General features: G+C 71.6%; 19 protein-coding genes. 8 read left to right on the top strand and 11 right to left on the bottom strand.

Going from position 1 to position 14,945, the window contains the following annotated elements; all coding sequences use genetic code 11:
- Positions 1-6: 6 nt before the first annotated feature.
- Positions 7-177 (bottom strand): hypothetical protein, encoded by a 171-nt coding sequence (locus AB0F61_RS09605; protein ID WP_357806198.1) that lies wholly within the window; start codon positions 175-177, stop codon positions 7-9.
- 69 nt (positions 178-246) lie between these two features.
- Positions 247-639, bottom strand: coding sequence for a MerR family transcriptional regulator (locus AB0F61_RS09600; RefSeq protein WP_357806196.1), 393 nt, complete (start codon positions 637-639; stop codon positions 247-249).
- A gap of 89 nt (positions 640-728) precedes the next feature.
- Here AB0F61_RS09600 and AB0F61_RS09595 point away from each other — a divergent pair, with 89 nt between their 5' ends.
- Together AB0F61_RS09595 and AB0F61_RS09590 are read left to right on the top strand one after the other, a co-directional pair.
- Complete coding sequence (locus AB0F61_RS09595) at positions 729-1,778, top strand: aldo/keto reductase (protein WP_357806193.1); 1,050 nt, start codon at positions 729-731, stop codon at positions 1,776-1,778.
- 97 nt (positions 1,779-1,875) lie between these two features.
- On the top strand, positions 1,876-2,844 hold the full coding sequence (locus AB0F61_RS09590) for a chlorophyllase (protein ID WP_357806188.1): 969 nt from the start codon (positions 1,876-1,878) through the stop codon (positions 2,842-2,844).
- 32 nt (positions 2,845-2,876) lie between these two features.
- On the opposite strand, the gene AB0F61_RS09585 is transcribed toward AB0F61_RS09590, so the two are convergent.
- The 3 genes from AB0F61_RS09585 to AB0F61_RS09575 form a co-directional block, all read right to left on the bottom strand.
- The gene (locus AB0F61_RS09585; RefSeq protein ID WP_357806186.1) at positions 2,877-3,839 is read right to left on the bottom strand and encodes a zinc-binding dehydrogenase; all 963 of its coding nucleotides are present in this window, start codon (positions 3,837-3,839) and stop codon (positions 2,877-2,879) included.
- Between the two features lie 72 nt (positions 3,840-3,911).
- The gene (locus AB0F61_RS09580; protein WP_357806183.1) at positions 3,912-5,090 is read right to left on the bottom strand and encodes an NADP-dependent malic enzyme; all 1,179 of its coding nucleotides are present in this window, start codon (positions 5,088-5,090) and stop codon (positions 3,912-3,914) included.
- Positions 5,091-5,235: 145 nt separating this feature from the next.
- Positions 5,236-5,586: a S26 family signal peptidase gene (locus tag AB0F61_RS09575; protein ID WP_357806181.1), complete on the bottom strand. Its 351-nt coding sequence runs from the start codon at positions 5,584-5,586 to the stop codon at positions 5,236-5,238.
- Between the two features lie 83 nt (positions 5,587-5,669).
- Here AB0F61_RS09575 and sodN point away from each other — a divergent pair, with 83 nt between their 5' ends.
- The 3 genes from sodN (at position 5,670) to AB0F61_RS09560 (ending at position 7,032) form a co-directional block, all read left to right on the top strand.
- A complete protein-coding gene (gene sodN, locus AB0F61_RS09570; protein WP_357806179.1) occupies positions 5,670-6,074 on the top strand; it encodes a superoxide dismutase, Ni in 405 nt (134 codons plus the stop codon).
- Positions 6,075-6,136: 62 nt separating this feature from the next.
- The gene (locus tag AB0F61_RS09565; RefSeq protein WP_357806543.1) at positions 6,137-6,628 is read left to right on the top strand and encodes a GNAT family N-acetyltransferase; all 492 of its coding nucleotides are present in this window, start codon (positions 6,137-6,139) and stop codon (positions 6,626-6,628) included.
- Positions 6,625-7,032, top strand: a complete 408-nt coding sequence (locus AB0F61_RS09560) for an ATP-binding protein (RefSeq protein ID WP_357806177.1) — start codon at positions 6,625-6,627, stop codon at positions 7,030-7,032. The genes AB0F61_RS09565 and AB0F61_RS09560 overlap by 4 nt, the downstream gene beginning before the upstream one ends.
- A gap of 22 nt (positions 7,033-7,054) precedes the next feature.
- Here the strand turns inward: AB0F61_RS09560 and AB0F61_RS09555 are convergent, their stop codons facing one another.
- Positions 7,055-7,489 carry a hypothetical protein gene (locus tag AB0F61_RS09555; protein ID WP_357806174.1) on the bottom strand — a complete coding sequence of 145 codons (435 nt, stop codon included), beginning with the start codon at positions 7,487-7,489 and terminating at the stop codon, positions 7,055-7,057.
- Here AB0F61_RS09555 and AB0F61_RS09550 point away from each other — a divergent pair.
- The gene (locus AB0F61_RS09550) at positions 7,488-8,438 is read left to right on the top strand and encodes a diacylglycerol kinase family protein (protein ID WP_357806171.1); all 951 of its coding nucleotides are present in this window, start codon (positions 7,488-7,490) and stop codon (positions 8,436-8,438) included. The genes AB0F61_RS09555 and AB0F61_RS09550 overlap by 2 nt on opposite strands.
- Before the next feature lie 449 nt (positions 8,439-8,887).
- Positions 8,888-9,145: a WhiB family transcriptional regulator gene (locus AB0F61_RS09545; RefSeq protein ID WP_007072794.1), complete on the top strand. Its 258-nt coding sequence runs from the start codon at positions 8,888-8,890 to the stop codon at positions 9,143-9,145.
- Between the two features lie 67 nt (positions 9,146-9,212).
- Here the strand turns inward: AB0F61_RS09545 and AB0F61_RS09540 are convergent, their stop codons facing one another.
- From AB0F61_RS09540 to AB0F61_RS09520, 5 genes are all read right to left on the bottom strand, one after another.
- Positions 9,213-9,953 carry a CbiX/SirB N-terminal domain-containing protein gene (locus AB0F61_RS09540; RefSeq protein ID WP_357806540.1) on the bottom strand — a complete coding sequence of 247 codons (741 nt, stop codon included), beginning with the start codon at positions 9,951-9,953 and terminating at the stop codon, positions 9,213-9,215.
- Positions 9,954-10,006: 53 nt separating this feature from the next.
- Positions 10,007-10,768, bottom strand: a complete 762-nt coding sequence (locus AB0F61_RS09535; protein ID WP_357806168.1) for a phosphoadenylyl-sulfate reductase — start codon at positions 10,766-10,768, stop codon at positions 10,007-10,009.
- Complete coding sequence (locus tag AB0F61_RS09530; protein WP_167393614.1) at positions 10,765-10,926, bottom strand: hypothetical protein; 162 nt, start codon at positions 10,924-10,926, stop codon at positions 10,765-10,767. The genes AB0F61_RS09535 and AB0F61_RS09530 overlap by 4 nt, the downstream gene beginning before the upstream one ends.
- Positions 10,923-12,635 carry a nitrite/sulfite reductase gene (locus AB0F61_RS09525; RefSeq protein WP_357806165.1) on the bottom strand — a complete coding sequence of 571 codons (1,713 nt, stop codon included), beginning with the start codon at positions 12,633-12,635 and terminating at the stop codon, positions 10,923-10,925. The genes AB0F61_RS09530 and AB0F61_RS09525 overlap by 4 nt, the downstream gene beginning before the upstream one ends.
- Before the next feature lie 292 nt (positions 12,636-12,927).
- Complete coding sequence (locus AB0F61_RS09520; RefSeq protein ID WP_357806162.1) at positions 12,928-13,839, bottom strand: ArsR family transcriptional regulator; 912 nt, start codon at positions 13,837-13,839, stop codon at positions 12,928-12,930.
- A 62-nt stretch (positions 13,840-13,901) separates the two neighbouring features.
- Between AB0F61_RS09520 and AB0F61_RS09515 the strand changes: the two genes are divergently transcribed.
- Positions 13,902-14,927, top strand: a complete 1,026-nt coding sequence (locus AB0F61_RS09515; RefSeq protein WP_357806160.1) for an aldo/keto reductase family protein — start codon at positions 13,902-13,904, stop codon at positions 14,925-14,927.
- Positions 14,928-14,945 lie beyond the last annotated feature (18 nt).

Genomic DNA, 14,945 nt, shown 5'->3' with positions numbered 1-14,945 from the left:
GCACGCTCAGCTCGCGAGCCAGACGACGAGGGCGACAAGCACGACCACGACGACCGCCGCGCCGATGATCAGCGGCAGGCGGGACGGCGGCTCCGCCGGCGCGGCGGCCTCCGGCGTCTGGCTGAACGCGCGGAACGCCTCGGTGTTGCCACTGGGGTCGGTGTAGTTCTCAGGCATGCCGGTGACCCTAGCGAAGCCGGTCCAGACGCACCGACCCCGCCCACACCATGGGGTCGGGTCGACCCGTCACACCTGACCGTTCTGGTCGAGCAGGTCCTCGTACACCCCGACCTTGAAGGTGATCAGGTCCAGGGACTGGGCGAGCCGGCCGATCTGGTCGGTGACGCGCCCGTGGTGCTCACGCATGAGCGCGAGTCGTTCCTCCTCGTTGCCCGCGCCCTCGCGAACGAGTTCGGTGTAGCGGCGAAGCGCGGGCAGCGGCATGCCGGAGGCGCGGAGAATGATGCAGACCTCCAGCCAGTCCACGTCGTCCTGGCTGTAGACGCGACGCCCGGCAGCCCCACGGCGTACGGGGCTGACGAAGATGCCCTGCTGCTCGTAGAAGCGGAGCGCGTGCACGCTCAAGCCGGTGCGTTCGGCGACCTGTCCGATGCTCAGACCCGCGGCGACCTCAGCCATGCCGAGCAGGATAACGAGGGTTGACCTAGAGCCGACTCCAGCTCCTAGCGTGCCAGGTGATCACCACTGCATCCTTCAGGAGCATCGACATGCGCTATCGCACCCTCGGCGGCACCGGCATCGACGTGAGCACCCACTGCCTCGGGACCATGATGTTCGGTGCCGTCGGCAACCCCGACCACGACGACTGCGTCCGCATCGTCCACGCCGCCCTCGACCAGGGCATCAACGTCATCGACACCGCCGACATGTACGGGCGGGGCGAGTCCGAACAGATCGTGGGCAAGGCGCTGCGCGGGCGCCGCGACGACGTCGTGCTCGCCACCAAGGTGCACTTCCCGATGGGCGAGGGCCCCAACCAGGGTGGCAACTCGCGGCGGTGGATCCTCAAGGCGGTCGAGGGGAGCCTCCGGCGGTTGGACACCGACTGGATCGACCTGTACCAGGTGCACCGCCCCGACCCCTCGACCGACATCGAGGAGACGCTCTCGGTGCTCACCGACCTCGTCCGCGAGGGCAAGATCCGCGCCTTCGGCTGCTCGACGTTCCCCGCCGAGGAGATCGTCGAGGCGCACCAGGTCTCCGAGCGCCGGGGCCTCGGACGCCTGCGTACCGAGCAGCCGCCGTACTCGATCCTGGCCCGCGGCGTCGAGGCGTCTACCCTGCCGGTCTGCCGGCGCTACGGCATGGGGGTGCTGGTCTGGAGCCCGCTCGCCTTCGGGTTTCTCAGCGGGAAGTACCGCAGGGACCAGCCCGTCGACCTGTCGACCGGGCGGGCCGCCCTGCGGCCGGCGCAGTTCGATCCCACGATCGCCGAGAACGCCGCCAAGCTCGACGCCGTCGAGCAGCTCGTCGACCTCGCGGCAAGCATCGGTTGCACGCTTCCACAGCTCGCCATCGCCTTCACCGTGGCCCATCCGGCCGTCACCTCGGCGATCATCGGACCGCGCACCATGCCGCAACTGGAGGACCTGCTCAAGGGCGCCACGCTCACCCTTGACGACGCGACCCTCGACCGGATCGACGAGATCGTGCCGCCCGGCACCAACAGGTACGACCCGAACGCCGCCTTCCCGAAGCCCGCACTTACCGACACGGCGCTGCGGCGACGCCCCCTCGCCGACCGTGCCGCGGCCTGAGTGAGCCGGGCGCCGGGACGCAGCGCCGGGTGACCGGGTGGGCACAGCGCGCCGAAGCCCCCGGGTCGGGTCCGCCGGGCAGGGCACAATCGGATTCATGCCACGTCGCGTCACTCCCGCACTGATGGCCAGCGCCGTGCTGATGGCCGGTCTGGTTGGCTGCTCAGCGCCTGCCCGCCCGAGTCGGAGCGGGCAGGCGCCGCCGGTGGCGCCGAAGGCCACCGCCACGCCGACACCGCAGGTCCCCGCCGGGAAGGCCCCGCAGCGCTCTTTCGCGGTGGGCGTACGCCAACTGAAGCTGAACCGGGACGGCCGCGCGCTGCCGACGACGCTCTGGTACCCGGCGGCCGGGCAGTCCGGCGGCGCGGCCAGGCGGTCGACGGCGGCCGCGGAGGGCCGGTTCCCGGTGGTGATGTTCAGTCACGGTCTGGGTGGGCGGCCGGACGACTACGCCACGCTGCTGACCCGCTGGGCGGCGGCGGGTTTCGTGGTGGCCGCGCCGACGTTCCCGCACACCTCCCGGGGCGCGGACAACAACGTCCTCGACGTGCTCAACCAGCCGGCCGACGTGTCGTACGCGTTGGACCAGGTGCTCGCGCTCGACGGCAGGGCCGGCGACGCGTTGCGCGGCCGGTTGGACGGCGAGCGGGTGGCCGCGGCCGGGCACTCGGCGGGTGGGGTGACCACCATCGGGCTGTTCACCGCCAACCGGGACGAGCGGCTGGACGCGGGGGTGGTGTTCGCGGGCACGGCGCTCGGTGTGGGCACCGCGTTCGCCGGCGCGGCCGCCCCGCAACTGTTCGTGCACGGTGAGCTGGACGAGGTGGTCGGGTACGCGGCGGGCAAGGCCGCGTACGACAAGGTGCCCTGGCCCAAGGCGATGCTGAGCCTGCCCAAGGGTGATCACGGGCGGGCGCTGCTCAGCGACGGCGCGACGCTGCGGGTCGTGTCGGACACGTCGGTCGAGTTCCTGCGCTGGTCGCTGTACGGCGACGCGGCGGCCAAGCAGCGCATCTCCACCGACGCAACCCGAGGCGACATCGCCACCTTCGACGACCACCTCTGAGCCCCGCCCGCCCGACCAGGGCGACGAAGGCGTCAGGCGGTGTGGTCGATGACGACCTTGCCGAAGGCGTCGCCCGAGTGCAGGCGGGCGAAGGCGTCCTCGACCCGGCTGAACGGGATCACACTGTCCACCACCGGGCGCACCTCGTTGTCGGAGCAGAACGCCAGCAGCTCGTACAGCTCACCCGGAGTGCCCATCGAGGTGCCCAGGATCTCCAACTGCATCGCGAAGAGCCGACGCAGGTTGACCGTCGGCTCGTGCCCGGCGGTCGCGCCGGAGACCACGATCCGGGCCATCGGCGCGGCCGACTTCAGCGAGTGGTCGAAGGTGGCCGCGCCAACCGTCTCGATCACCACGTCGACGCGTTCCGGCAGCCGGGCACCGGGTTCGAAGGCGGTGGCGCCGAGCGCCGAGATCCGGTCGCGCTTGACGGCGTCGCGGCTTGTCGCGTACACCCGCTTGCCCATCGCGACGGCGAGCGCGACGGCCGCGGTGGCGACGCCACCCCCGGCGCCCTGGACCAGCACGCTGTCGGCGTCCGCGACGCGGCCCTTGGTGGTCAGCATCCGCCACGCGGTCAGCCAGGCCGTGGGCAGGCACGCCGCGTCGGTCGCCGCCATGCCGTCGGGCAGCGGGATCAGGTTCGATCGGGGTACGGCGACCCGCTCGGCGAGGGTCCCGGCGAAGTGCTCGGAGAGGATGGAAACCCCGCGCGGGTCACCCGGAGTGACCACCACCGGGTACACGACCACCGGGCGGCCCTCCGGGTCGAGTCCCACCGCGTCGCAGCCGAGGATCATCGGCAGTTGGGCCTCGGTGAGCCCCACCCCGCGCAGCGACCAGAGGTCGTGGTGGTTGAGCGAGGTGGCCCGCAACCGCACGGTCACCCAGTCGTCGGCCGGGTGGGTCGGCTCGGGCCGCTCACCGACGGTGAGTGCGGTGAGCGGGTCGGCGTCATTGAAGCGGGAGGCAAAGGCGGCACGCATGATCGGCACGGTAACAAGCTGAGCGCCCGTTAAGAAGGCGCGCGGCGCATGCCACGCCTGCGCGCCCCCGGCCCGGGCGGGCTAGCGGCGGGCCACGCCGTCGCGGCGGGCGGCTTCGGCGACCGCCGCGGCGACGGCCGGCGCGACGCGCGGGTCGAGCGGCGACGGGACGATCGCGTCGACGGTGAGCGACTCGGCCACCACGCCGGCGATGGCGTCCGCGGCGGCGACCTTCATCGCCTCGGTGATCCGGGTCGCGCCGGCATCCAGGGCACCGCGGAACACCCCGGGGAAGGCCAGCACGTTGTTGATCTGGTTGGGGTAGTCACTGCGCCCGGTGGCGACCACCGCGACGTGCCGGGCGGCGACCTCGGGGTGCACCTCGGGGGTCGGGTTGGCAAGCGCGAACACGATCCCGCCGGGGGCCATCCGCGCCACCGCGGCCTCGGGGATCTGCCCGCCGGAGACCCCGATCAGCACGTCGGCGTCGCGCAGCGCCTCGCTGATGTCGCCGTGGCGGCCGTCGGCGTTCGTGGTCGCCGCCAACTCGGCCTTGGTGCCGGTCAGCTCGGTGCGGTGCCGGCCGATGATGCCCTTGGAGTCGCAGACCACCACCTGGTCGGGGTTGACGCCCCCGGCGATCAGCATCTTCGTCACGGCCACCCCTGCCGCACCCGCACCGCTCACCGCGACCCGCAGGTCGCCGAGCTTGCGGTCGAGCAGGGTGGCGGCGTTGCGCAGCGCGGCAAGCACCACGATCGCGGTGCCGTGCTGGTCGTCGTGGAAGACCGGGATGTCGAGCGCCTCGTCGAGCCGGCGCTCGATCTCGAAGCAGCGCGGGGCGCTGATGTCCTCCAGGTTGATCCCACCGAACGAGGGGGCCAGCGCCCGGACCACGGCGACGATCTCGTCCGCGTCCTGCGTGTCCAGGCAGACCGGCACGGCGTCCACCCCACCGAACTGCTTGAACAACACCGCCTTGCCCTCCATCACCGGCAGCGCGGCACGTGGGCCGATGTTGCCGAGCCCGAGCACCGCCGAGCCGTCGGTGACCACCGCGACGGTGTGCGACACCCAGGTGTAGTCGTCCACCAGGGCGGGGTCGGCGGCGATCGCCTCGCACACCCGGGCCACCCCCGGGGTGTACGCCAGGGAGAGGTCCTCCCGGCTGGTCAGCGGCACGGTCGAGGTGACGGCCATCTTGCCGCCCCGGTGCAGCAGGAAGACGGGATCAGCGGGGTCCACGGTGGACGACGACATGGTGGTGACTCCAGGATCTGTCGAGCAGATGTGAGGCGGCCGGGCCTGGCCGCGAGGTGGGCGGCGAGCGGTGGCACGCGGTGCGGGGGGTCACCCGGACACTTCCGAGCATAGTGTCGACACCCCCAGCGGGATGTGAGCGGGGTCATAACCGGCGACGACGTACCCGACCGGGGCGGGGCCAGTAGCGGACCACCACCCGCCCCCGTACGTCGGCGACCCCGTACGCCCGGGAGTCGTCGGTGACCAGGTCGTTGTCGCCGCGCAACCACCAGCCGCCGTCCTGCTGCCGGACCGCCCGCTTCACCACCAGCAGGTCGGGACGGGTCCGGAAGACCGCGACCACCACGTCCCCCGGTCGGATCCGGCGACCACCGGGGCGGACCAGCACCGCGTCGCCGTGCCGCAACGTCGGCGCCATGGACGGGCCGACCACCAGCACGGCGGTCAACGGCCCGCGCAGTCGGGCCGCCTCAGCCGGGTGATCGGTGCCCACGGGTTTCACCTCCGTCCGTTCGGAAAGCATCCCCAGGAGTAATGTCGCCTTTGATCATCGCAAACTTCCCATGGAGGATCCTGATGCGATTTCCGCGCATCCTCGCGCCCCGCCTCACGGCGAGCGCACACTGCGACCTGCCGTGTGGCGTCTACGATCCGGCTCAGGCCCGGATCGAGGCCGAATCGGTCAAAATGATCTGCGAGAAGTACCAGGCGAACACCGACCCGGAGTTCCGCACCCGCGCCATCATCATCAAGGAGCAGCGCGCCGAGCTGGTCAAGCACCACCTCTGGGTGCTCTGGACCGACTACTTCAAGCCGCCGCACTTCGAGAAGTACCCGAACCTGCACAGCCTGTTCAACGAGGCCACCAAGCTCGCCGGCGCCGGTGGCGTCAAGGGCAGCCTCGACCCGGCCACCGCCGACAAGCTGCTCTCGAAGATCGACGACATCTCGAAGATCTTCTGGGAGACCAAGAAGGCGTGACCGTACCGGTCATCCCGACGATCCGGCCGGCACGTCCCGGGGACGTGCCGGCCGTCGTCGCCATGGTGCACGAGCTGGCGGAGTACGAACGGGCTCCCGACCAGTGCCACCTCACCGTCGAGCAGCTCGCCTCGGCCCTCTTCGGTCCCGCGCCTGCGCTCTTCGGTCACGTCGCGGTCGACGAGCAGGACGAGCCGATCGGCTTCGCGCTGTGGTTCCTCAACTTCTCCACCTGGGCCGGCGTGCACGGCATCTACCTGGAGGACCTCTACGTCCGGCCGGCCGCCCGGGGCTCCGGGGCGGGTCGGTTGCTGCTCGCCACCCTGGCCGAGATCTGCGTACGACGCGGTTACCGGCGGCTGGAGTGGTGGATGATCGACTGGAACCCGGCCGCCGGGTTCTACGCCTCGATCGGCGCACAGCAGATGAGCGAGTGGGTTCCCTACCGGCTCAGTGGCGACGCGCTGCACGCGCTTGCCGGCCAGGCCACCACCGCTGGCACGCGCACGGGCGACCGACCGGGTAGAGTCCCCGACCGGGGGGATGAGGCGTGACTCAACTGACTGGCCAGCCAGCGATCGACGACGACGTGGTGCACCTCACGGTGCCCGCCGACGGCGGTTACCTTGGCGTGCTCCGCACCGCCACCGCCGGTCTCGCGGCCCGGTTGCAGTTCGCGCTTGACGAGATCGAGGATCTGCGGATCGCTGTCGACGAGGCGTGCGCCATGCTGCTCGCCATCGCCACCCGCGATGCCGAGTTGGAGTGCCGCTTCGCGGTCACCGAGGACGCGTTGACAGTCGAGGTGACAGTGCCGACCGTGCGCGGCGCCACGCTGCCGGCCGAGTCGTCCTTCGCCTGGAAGGTGCTCACCGCGTTGACGACGTCGGCATCCGCCACGGCCGTCGACGGTCGGGCCACGATCGCGCTGCTCACCCGCCGCTCCGGCGGCTACTGACCGACTCGGCCCGCCGGGTCGGTCACTCGAAGCCGAGGGCCCGGGTCGTCGGGGGGCTCACCAACAGCCAGCCCACGCCCAGGCCGAGCGCCATCAGTGGCACACCCAGCCAGCCCAACCCGCCCTGGATCATGAACCACCCGATCGGCAGCAGCATCAGCTGAAGCACGATCGCCGGCGCGCGGGCGCCCGCCTTGCGGCGCGACAGGGCGCGGCCCAGCGCCCAGAGCACGACCGCGGCCCCGACGGCGAACGCGGTCACCAGCAACGCCGACGACAGGTCGGTGGTGCTGGCCGTGAGGTCGGCCCAGACCAGCCATGCGGCGATCAGCCCGACGACGGCCGCCTCCGCCCACAGCAGCCGGACCGCCCAGCGGAGCGTGACGGGAAACGGGGCCGAGTCGATGGTCACGCGCGCCACGATACCCGGGCTACCGGGAGGTACAGTGCCGCCCATGCACGCCGTCCTGGTGGTCAATCCGAAGGCCACCACCACCAGCGAACGCAGCCGGGACGTGCTCGTCCGGGCGCTGCGCAGCGAAGTCGACCTCAGCGTGCGCTACACCCGGCGGCGCGGGCACGCGATGGCGTTGGCTCGGGAGGCCGCGGCGGAGGGCGTCGACCTGGTCGTCACCCTGGGTGGCGACGGCACCGTGAACGAGGTGGTGAACGGCCTGATGACGGCCAACCCACCATCCCGCGCCGACGACGCGCCGTTGGCCGAGCGGCTGCCCGCGCTGGCGACCGTGCCGGGCGGCTCGACGAACGTGTTCGCCCGCGCGTTGGGTCTGCCCCGGGAGTGGCCGGAGGCGACCAGCATGATCCTCGAAGGGTTGCGGCTGGGCCGGAGCCGGACGGTAGGGCTGGGCCGCGCGGACGACCGCTACTTCACCTTCTGCGCGGGCTTCGGCCTGGACGCCGCGGTCATCCACCGGGTGGAGCAGGCCCGGCGCAAGGGTCGGGTGTCCACGCCGACGCTCTATCTGCGTTCGATCATGAACCAGTACTTCTTCGCCTCGGACCGGCGGCATCCGGCGATCGTCCTGGAGCGTCCGGGTGAGCCGGCCGAGGCCGAGCTGGCGACCGTCATCATCCAGAACACGGCACCGTGGACGTACCTGGGCGACCGGGAGGTCAACCCGAACCCGGCGGCGTCGTTCGACCTCGGGCTGGATGTGCTGGCGTTGCGTCAGCTCCGGGTGGCTAGCACAACACGGACAGTGACGCAGTTCCTGTCCCGGCAGCCGGATCCGCGCGGTCGGCAGGTGTTACGACTCCATGACACGGCGGAGTTCACCCTGCTCTCCAGCCGTCCGCAGGCGTTCCAGTTGGACGGCGACTATCTTGGCGAGCGGGAGAAAGTCAGATTCACCTCCGTTCCCGCCGCACTGAGAGTAATCTGCTAGGTCTCGGGTACTGCCCTAGGTCGACACGGTGGCCGCAACCGCATCGACGGGTCACCGCCACACCGAGGGGCAGGTGCCGGAAATGTCAGCAATGTCACGCGGACTGTACTATATTGATCCTCGACTGTGGCACGGCGGGTAATCGGGAAAGCTCCGAAAACCGGACAAACAGGCTGTGGGCTTGCTCACCGCCCGGAGTTTTTCCGAGCGTCACCCTTGACATCACGACTGTTCGTGAAAGTATTCACAAGCGAACTTGAGTTACCGGGACATTGCCTGGATATGCTCGTCAGGTTGAGCTGTTCCAGCAGGTCCCCGGCGCTAACCGCCTGCTCACGCACTGCCGAATAGACGGACGCTAACCGTCACCATCGGCACTGCGGATGCATATAGGAAAAGCACGACCAAGCAATTGTTGCCACCCATCCAGAATGAGGAGTGTTGCCGCCATGGACTGGCGTCACCATGCTGTCTGCCGCGACGAGGACCCGGAGCTGTTCTTCCCGATCGGGACGTCCGGGCCGGCTCTCCTGCAGGTCGAGCAGGCCAAGGCCGTCTGCAGGCGCTGCTCCGTGACCGACCAGTGCCTGCAGTGGGCACTCGAGTCGGGTCAGGACGCCGGCGTCTGGGGCGGAATGAGCGAAGAGGAGCGGCGCGCTGTCAAGCGGCGCGGCGGCCTCCGCGTGCTGCGCGCTCACTCCGCCTGATCCCAACGACACCGCTGTACGCCCCGGTGGGTCCGCCCACCGGGGCGTTCCGCTGTCCGCCACAGGTTCAGCCCGCCGGTGCCACCACGCGGCCGGACGACACGTCATCGACCCGGCGCAGCACCACCTTGACCAGCTCCGGCGCATCGGTCAACGGGGCGGACACCGCCACCGCGCCGGCCGCCCGAGCCGCCTCGGTCACGGCGTCGTGGAACAGGCCCGGCGCCAGGAAGTACGCGGACACCGCGACCCGCCGTGCGCCGGCCGCCCGCAGCCGGGACACCGCCACACCGGCCGCCGGTGGAGCCGCCGAGGCGTACGCCACCCGACACGGCACCCCGAACTCCGCGCCGAGCGCGTCCGCGACCTGACCGACCGAGCGGCGTGCTCGCGCGTCCCGGGTGCCCGCCGCGGCCAACACCAGCGCGTCGAAGCGGCCCGGCCGCACCTCGGCGAGCCGTCGGCGCAGCCCGGCAAGCAGCCCCGGGTCGACAGTGCCGTCCGCCGGGCCGAGCACGTCGGTCACCCGCACCGCGAGTGGTGACTCGGCCCGCACCGCCGCGCTGACCGCAGCAGGAATGTCCACCCGATGGTGGTACGCGGCGGTCAGCAGCAGCGGCACCAGCACCGCCTGTTGGTGACCGGCCGCCGCCAGGCCGCGCAGCACCTCGGTCGGCCCCGGCTCGGTGTGGTCCAGCCAACTCGCCCAGACCGGTGTGCCCGGCCGGGCCGCCGACACCGCCCGGGCGAGTGCCCGGGTGGCATCGGCCGCTCGTGGATCCCGGCTGCCGTGCGCGACGAGCACCACCGGAACCACCCCGCCGGCCGCACCTGGGCCGGTCGGGGTCGTCGCCGGTGAGGTCAGACGTGCAGCCCGCACTCGGTCTTCTCGAACATGGCCCACCGGCCGGCCCGCGGGTCCTCGCCGGCCTTGGTCCGTCGGGTGCACGGCCAGCAGCCGATCGACCCGTAGCCCTGCTTGAACAGCTCGTTGACCGGGACGTTCCAGCGGGCGATGTAGGCGTCCACGTCCCCCTGCGACCAGGCCGCGATCGGGTTGACCTTGACCTTGCCGCGCCGCGCGTCGAACGTCACCACCGGCGTGTTGGCCCGGGTCGGCGACTCGTCCCGGCGCAGACCCGCCGCCCAGGCGTCGTACCCGGACAGGGCCCGCTCCAACGGCTCGACCTTGCGCAACTGGCAGCAGTCGTCCGGCGACTTGTTGAACAACCGGGGCCCGTACTGGCCGTCCTGCTGGCCGACGGTGAGCCGGGGCCGGATCGACCGGACGTTCACCGGGAGCGTGCGGGCCACCTCGTCGCGCACCCGGAGCGTCTCGGGGAAGTGCAGGCCGGTGTCGAGGAAGACCACGTCCACCCCGGGCGCCACCCGGGACACCAGGTGGGCCAGCACGGCGTCGGCCATCGAGCTGGTGACGCAGAACCGGTCACCGAAGGTCTGCGCCGCCCAGCGGGCGATCTCCAGGGCGGGGGCGCCCTCCAGCTCCCGGGCCGCCTGCTCGGCGAGCGTCCGCAGCTCGTCCGGGTTGCGCCCGGCCGGGTCGGTCGACGTCTGAGCGCCCGGCCCGACCAGGCGCAGGCTCGCGGCGGAGACGAGACTCATCGGGTCACCGCCCGCGAGAGCAGCCCGGTGAACTTCACCGAGAAGACCCGGGTGCAGGCGTGGCACTCCCAGGCGCCGTGCCCCGCCTCGTGCGGCCGCAGGTCCTCCTCGCCGCAGTAGGGGCAGTACAGAGGTGCCGCTCGGTTCTCGCTGCTCACCGCAGTGCCTCCTCGTCGACTCTGATCACCCAGTTGGCGAAGGTCTCGCCCTCGCTCCGGCCGGCCAGGTAGCGGCGGGCCAGCCGTTCCACGTACTCCGGAAGCTCGTCGGCGGTGGTCTTCAAGCCGCGCAGCTTGCGACCGAAGCCGGCCGTCTGCCCCTGGGCCATCCCCAGCCCGCCGCCGAGGTGCACCTGGAAGCCCTCCACCTGCCGGCCGTCGGGGCCCACCACGAGCTGCCCCTTGAGGCCGATGTCGGCGACCTGCGTGCGGGCGCAGGCGTTGGGGCAGCCGTTGATGTGGATCGAGATGTCCGCGTCGAAGTCACGCAGCCGCTGCTCCAGCCGGGCCACCAACTCCTCGCCGCGGGCCTTCGTCTCGACGATGGCGAGCTTGCAGTACTCGATGCCGGTGCACGCCATCGTGCCGCGCCGCCAGGCCGACGGCCGGGCCTCCAGGCCAATGCCGCGCAGCGCGTCGACAAGCGACTCCGTCCGCTCCGACGGCACGTCGAGCACCAGCAGCTTCTGGTACGGGGTGAGCCGCACCCGGTCGCTGCCGTGTGCCTCGACCACGTCGGCCAGTTGGGCGAGCTGCCCACCGGAGACCCGCCCGACCACCGGGGCGGCCCCCACGTAGTGCCGCCCGTCGGCCTGCTCGTGCACACCCACGTGGTCGATCGGCTTCGCCGGCAGCTCCGGGGCGGGACCGTCGAGCAGCGTACGGCCCAGGTACTCCTTCTCCAGGACCTCCCGGAAACGCTCCACGCCCCAGTCGGCCACCAGGAACTTCAGCCGGGCCCGGTTGCGCAGCCGGCGGTAGCCGTAGTCGCGGAAGATCCCGACCACGCCGGCCCAGACGTCGGGGATCTCGGCCAGCGGCACCCAGGCCCCGAGCCGCTGGGCGAGCATCGGGTTGGTGGACAGCCCGCCACCGACCCAGAGGTCGAAGCCGGGGCCGTGCTCGGGGTGGTCGACGCCGAGGAGGGCGATGTCGTTCGACTCGTACGGGGTGTCGACAAGCCAGGAGATGGACGTCTTGAACTTGCGGGGCAGGTTCGAGAACTGCTTGTCGCCGACGTACCGGGCGACGATCTCGTCGGTCGCCGGAGTCGGGTCGATCAGCTCGTCGCGGGCCACCCCGGCGACCGGGCTGCCCAGCACGATCCGCGGGCAGTCGCCGCACGCCTCGGTGGTCTGTAGACCGACCGACTCCAGCCGACGCCAGATCTCCGGCATGTCCTCGACCCGGATCCAGTGGTACTGGATGTTCTGCCGGTCGGTGATGTCGGCGGTGTCCCGGGCAAACTCCCGGGAGATGTCCGCGATCACCCGCAACTGGGCCAGGCTGAGCTGACCGCCGTCGATGCGGACCCGGAGCATGAAGAACTCGTCCTCCAGCTCGTGCGGCTCCAGTACGGCGGTGCGCCCGCCGTCGATGCCCGCCTTGCGCTGGGTGTAGAGGCCCCACCAGCGGAACCGGCCGCGCAGATCCTGCGGATCGATGGAGGCGAAGCCACGGTGCGCGTAGATGTTCTCGATGCGGGCCCGGACGTTGAGCGGGTCGTCGTCCTTCTTGATCCGCTCGTTGGGGTTGAGCGGCTCGCGGTGGCCGAGCGCCCACTGACCCTCACCCCGTGGCCGGCGCGGCGCTCGGGTCGGGCGAGCCGTCGGGTCCTCGGAACGGGCCGGGATGCTGCTGACCGCCATCGCGGCGTCCTCCGTTGTCTGCTGTGCCTCGGGGTACGCGGGGCGCGGCGGCCGGCCCGGCGAAGCGGGCGGGACAACGGTGTCTTCAGACAGCCGGCGCGGAGCGCGCCCGAGACAGATTGGTCGGGCGTCGTCAGTAGGCCGGACAGATCGCGCTGCGCACGCGGCCGTAATCGACGTGGCGACGTGCCACGAAGCGGCGGACGACTGCGGCGGTCATGGGCCCCATGCTGCCACACCCCATGGGGGCCGGCCAATGTCCACGTGCTGGATCCCACATCACGGGCGAGGGCTAGTCGACGAGCTGGTCACCAAGGACAGTTCGGGCATAGCGGACCACCCGCCCCTGGCGTACGCCGGCGATCAGGCCGTTGTCCCGCAGCGTGGTGAGGTGGTGCGACGCGGTCGCCGCCGCGAGACCCAACATCGCGGCCAGCTCGCCGGTGCTCAACGGGGTGTCGAGCAGGGACAGCGCCGCCGCCCGCGTACTGCCCAGCAGCGCGCCCAGCGCGGCGCTGGGCGGCGGCGACGTCCACAGCCCGCCCAACCCGCCGGGCGGGTAGCAGAGGGCCGGGCCGGCGTCCCCTTCCATGATCGCGTGCACCGTCGGCCCGGAGAACGCGGTGGGCAACAGCGTCCACGGGTACCCGTCCAGACCGTTCGGCCGGGTCGTGCCGACGGCGACCCGCAGCGCCGTGCCGTCCCAACGGATCAACGGGTGCAGCTCGCGGAGCAGCGTCCGCCCGCCCTGCTCGGCGGCGAGCAGCGTGCGCCGCCGGATGTCGGCCAGCGCGAGCGCCCGCAGCCGGGGCCAGTCCGGCGCGATCAACAGGGTGAAGTAACGACGGAGCTGCGCGACCAGCTCGTCCGGAGCCAGCCGGGGCGCGCCGGCCCGGTCCAGTTGCCGCCGTACCCGGGTCGGGTCGGTGTTGGCGACCGCCCGCAGCTCGGCCGACAGATTCGGGGCCGCCCCGATCGGGGTGAGGAAGTCCGGCACATACCCGTTCGACGACGCGAGCACCGCCAGCAGCGGCTCCAGGCCGGCACCGGGCAGCAGCCGCTCGGCACGCTCCCGCCAGGGCCGGTGCATCCAGTACTTCGCGGGCTTTCGCAGCGCCCAGGAACTGGCCACCAGCTCGGCAAGCGGCGAGTGCACGAACCGGACCCGACTCAGGTCGTCCGACGTGAACTGGACCTCGATCACCGACAGATTCGACCACGTTCGAACAGTTCGGCGACAGCGGGCGACCGCCTGAGGATCCTGCCATGGAATACAGGCAACTGGGCCGGTCGGGCCTGCGCGTCAGCGCGGTCGCGTACGGCAACTGGGTCACCCACGGCAACCAGCTCGACGACGACGCGGCGGGCGCGTGCGTGGCCGCCGCCCTGGACGCGGGCATCACCACCTTCGACACCGCGGACCGGTACGCCCAGGGGCGGGCCGAGCTGGCGTTGGGTAGGGCGCTCAGTGGCGTCCGGCGCAGCTCGATCGAGCTGTGCACGAAGGTGTTCCTGCCGGTCGGGCCGGCGGCCAACGACTCCGGACTGTCCCGCAAGCACATCATCGAGAGCTGCCACGCCTCGCTGAGCCGGCTGGGCACCGACTACGTCGACCTCTACCAGGCGCACCGGTACGACGACAGCGTGCCGCTTGAGGAGACGATGCTCGCCTTCGCCGACCTGGTCCGCCAGGGCAAGGTGCTCTACGTCGGCGCCTCCGAGTGGACCGCTCCGCAACTGCGTGCGGGCCTGCGGCTCGCCGCCGACCTGCACGTCCCGTTCATCGCCAACCAGCCCCAGTACTCGATGCTGTGGCGGGTGGTGGAGGCGGAGGTGGTGCCCACCAGCGCGGAACTCGGGCTGGGTCAGCTCGCCTGGGCGCCGCTCGCGATGGGTGTGCTGACCGGCAAGTACGAGCCCGGCCGACGCCCGCCCGACGACTCCCGGGCCACCGACGGATTCGGCGGGTCGTTCATCGCCCGCTACTCCTCGGATCTGCTGCTCTCCCGGGTCCGCCAGCTCCGGTCGATCGCCGAGGCCGCCGGCTGCACGATGGCCCAGTTGGCGGTGGCGTGGGTGTTGCACAGACCGACCGTGTCCAGCGCGATCGTCGGCGCGTCCCGACCCGGGCAGCTCACCGAGACGGCCGGTGCCGCCGCGGTGCGACTCGACGACGAGCTGATGGAGCGGATCGATGCCGTACTCGGCGAACTCGTCGAGCGCGATCCGGCGAAGACGGCCCGGCCGAACGACGTGATGCCCGCCTGGCGCCCACCGCCTGCGGCCGGCTGACACCACGAACGGCAGGAC

The sequence above is a fragment of the Micromonospora sp. NPDC023888 genome, assembly GCF_040639415.1.
Classification (GTDB): domain Bacteria; phylum Actinomycetota; class Actinomycetes; order Mycobacteriales; family Micromonosporaceae; genus Micromonospora.
Note: the sequence above shows the minus strand (reverse complement) of the source record. Positions and strands in the feature narration are given on the sequence as shown.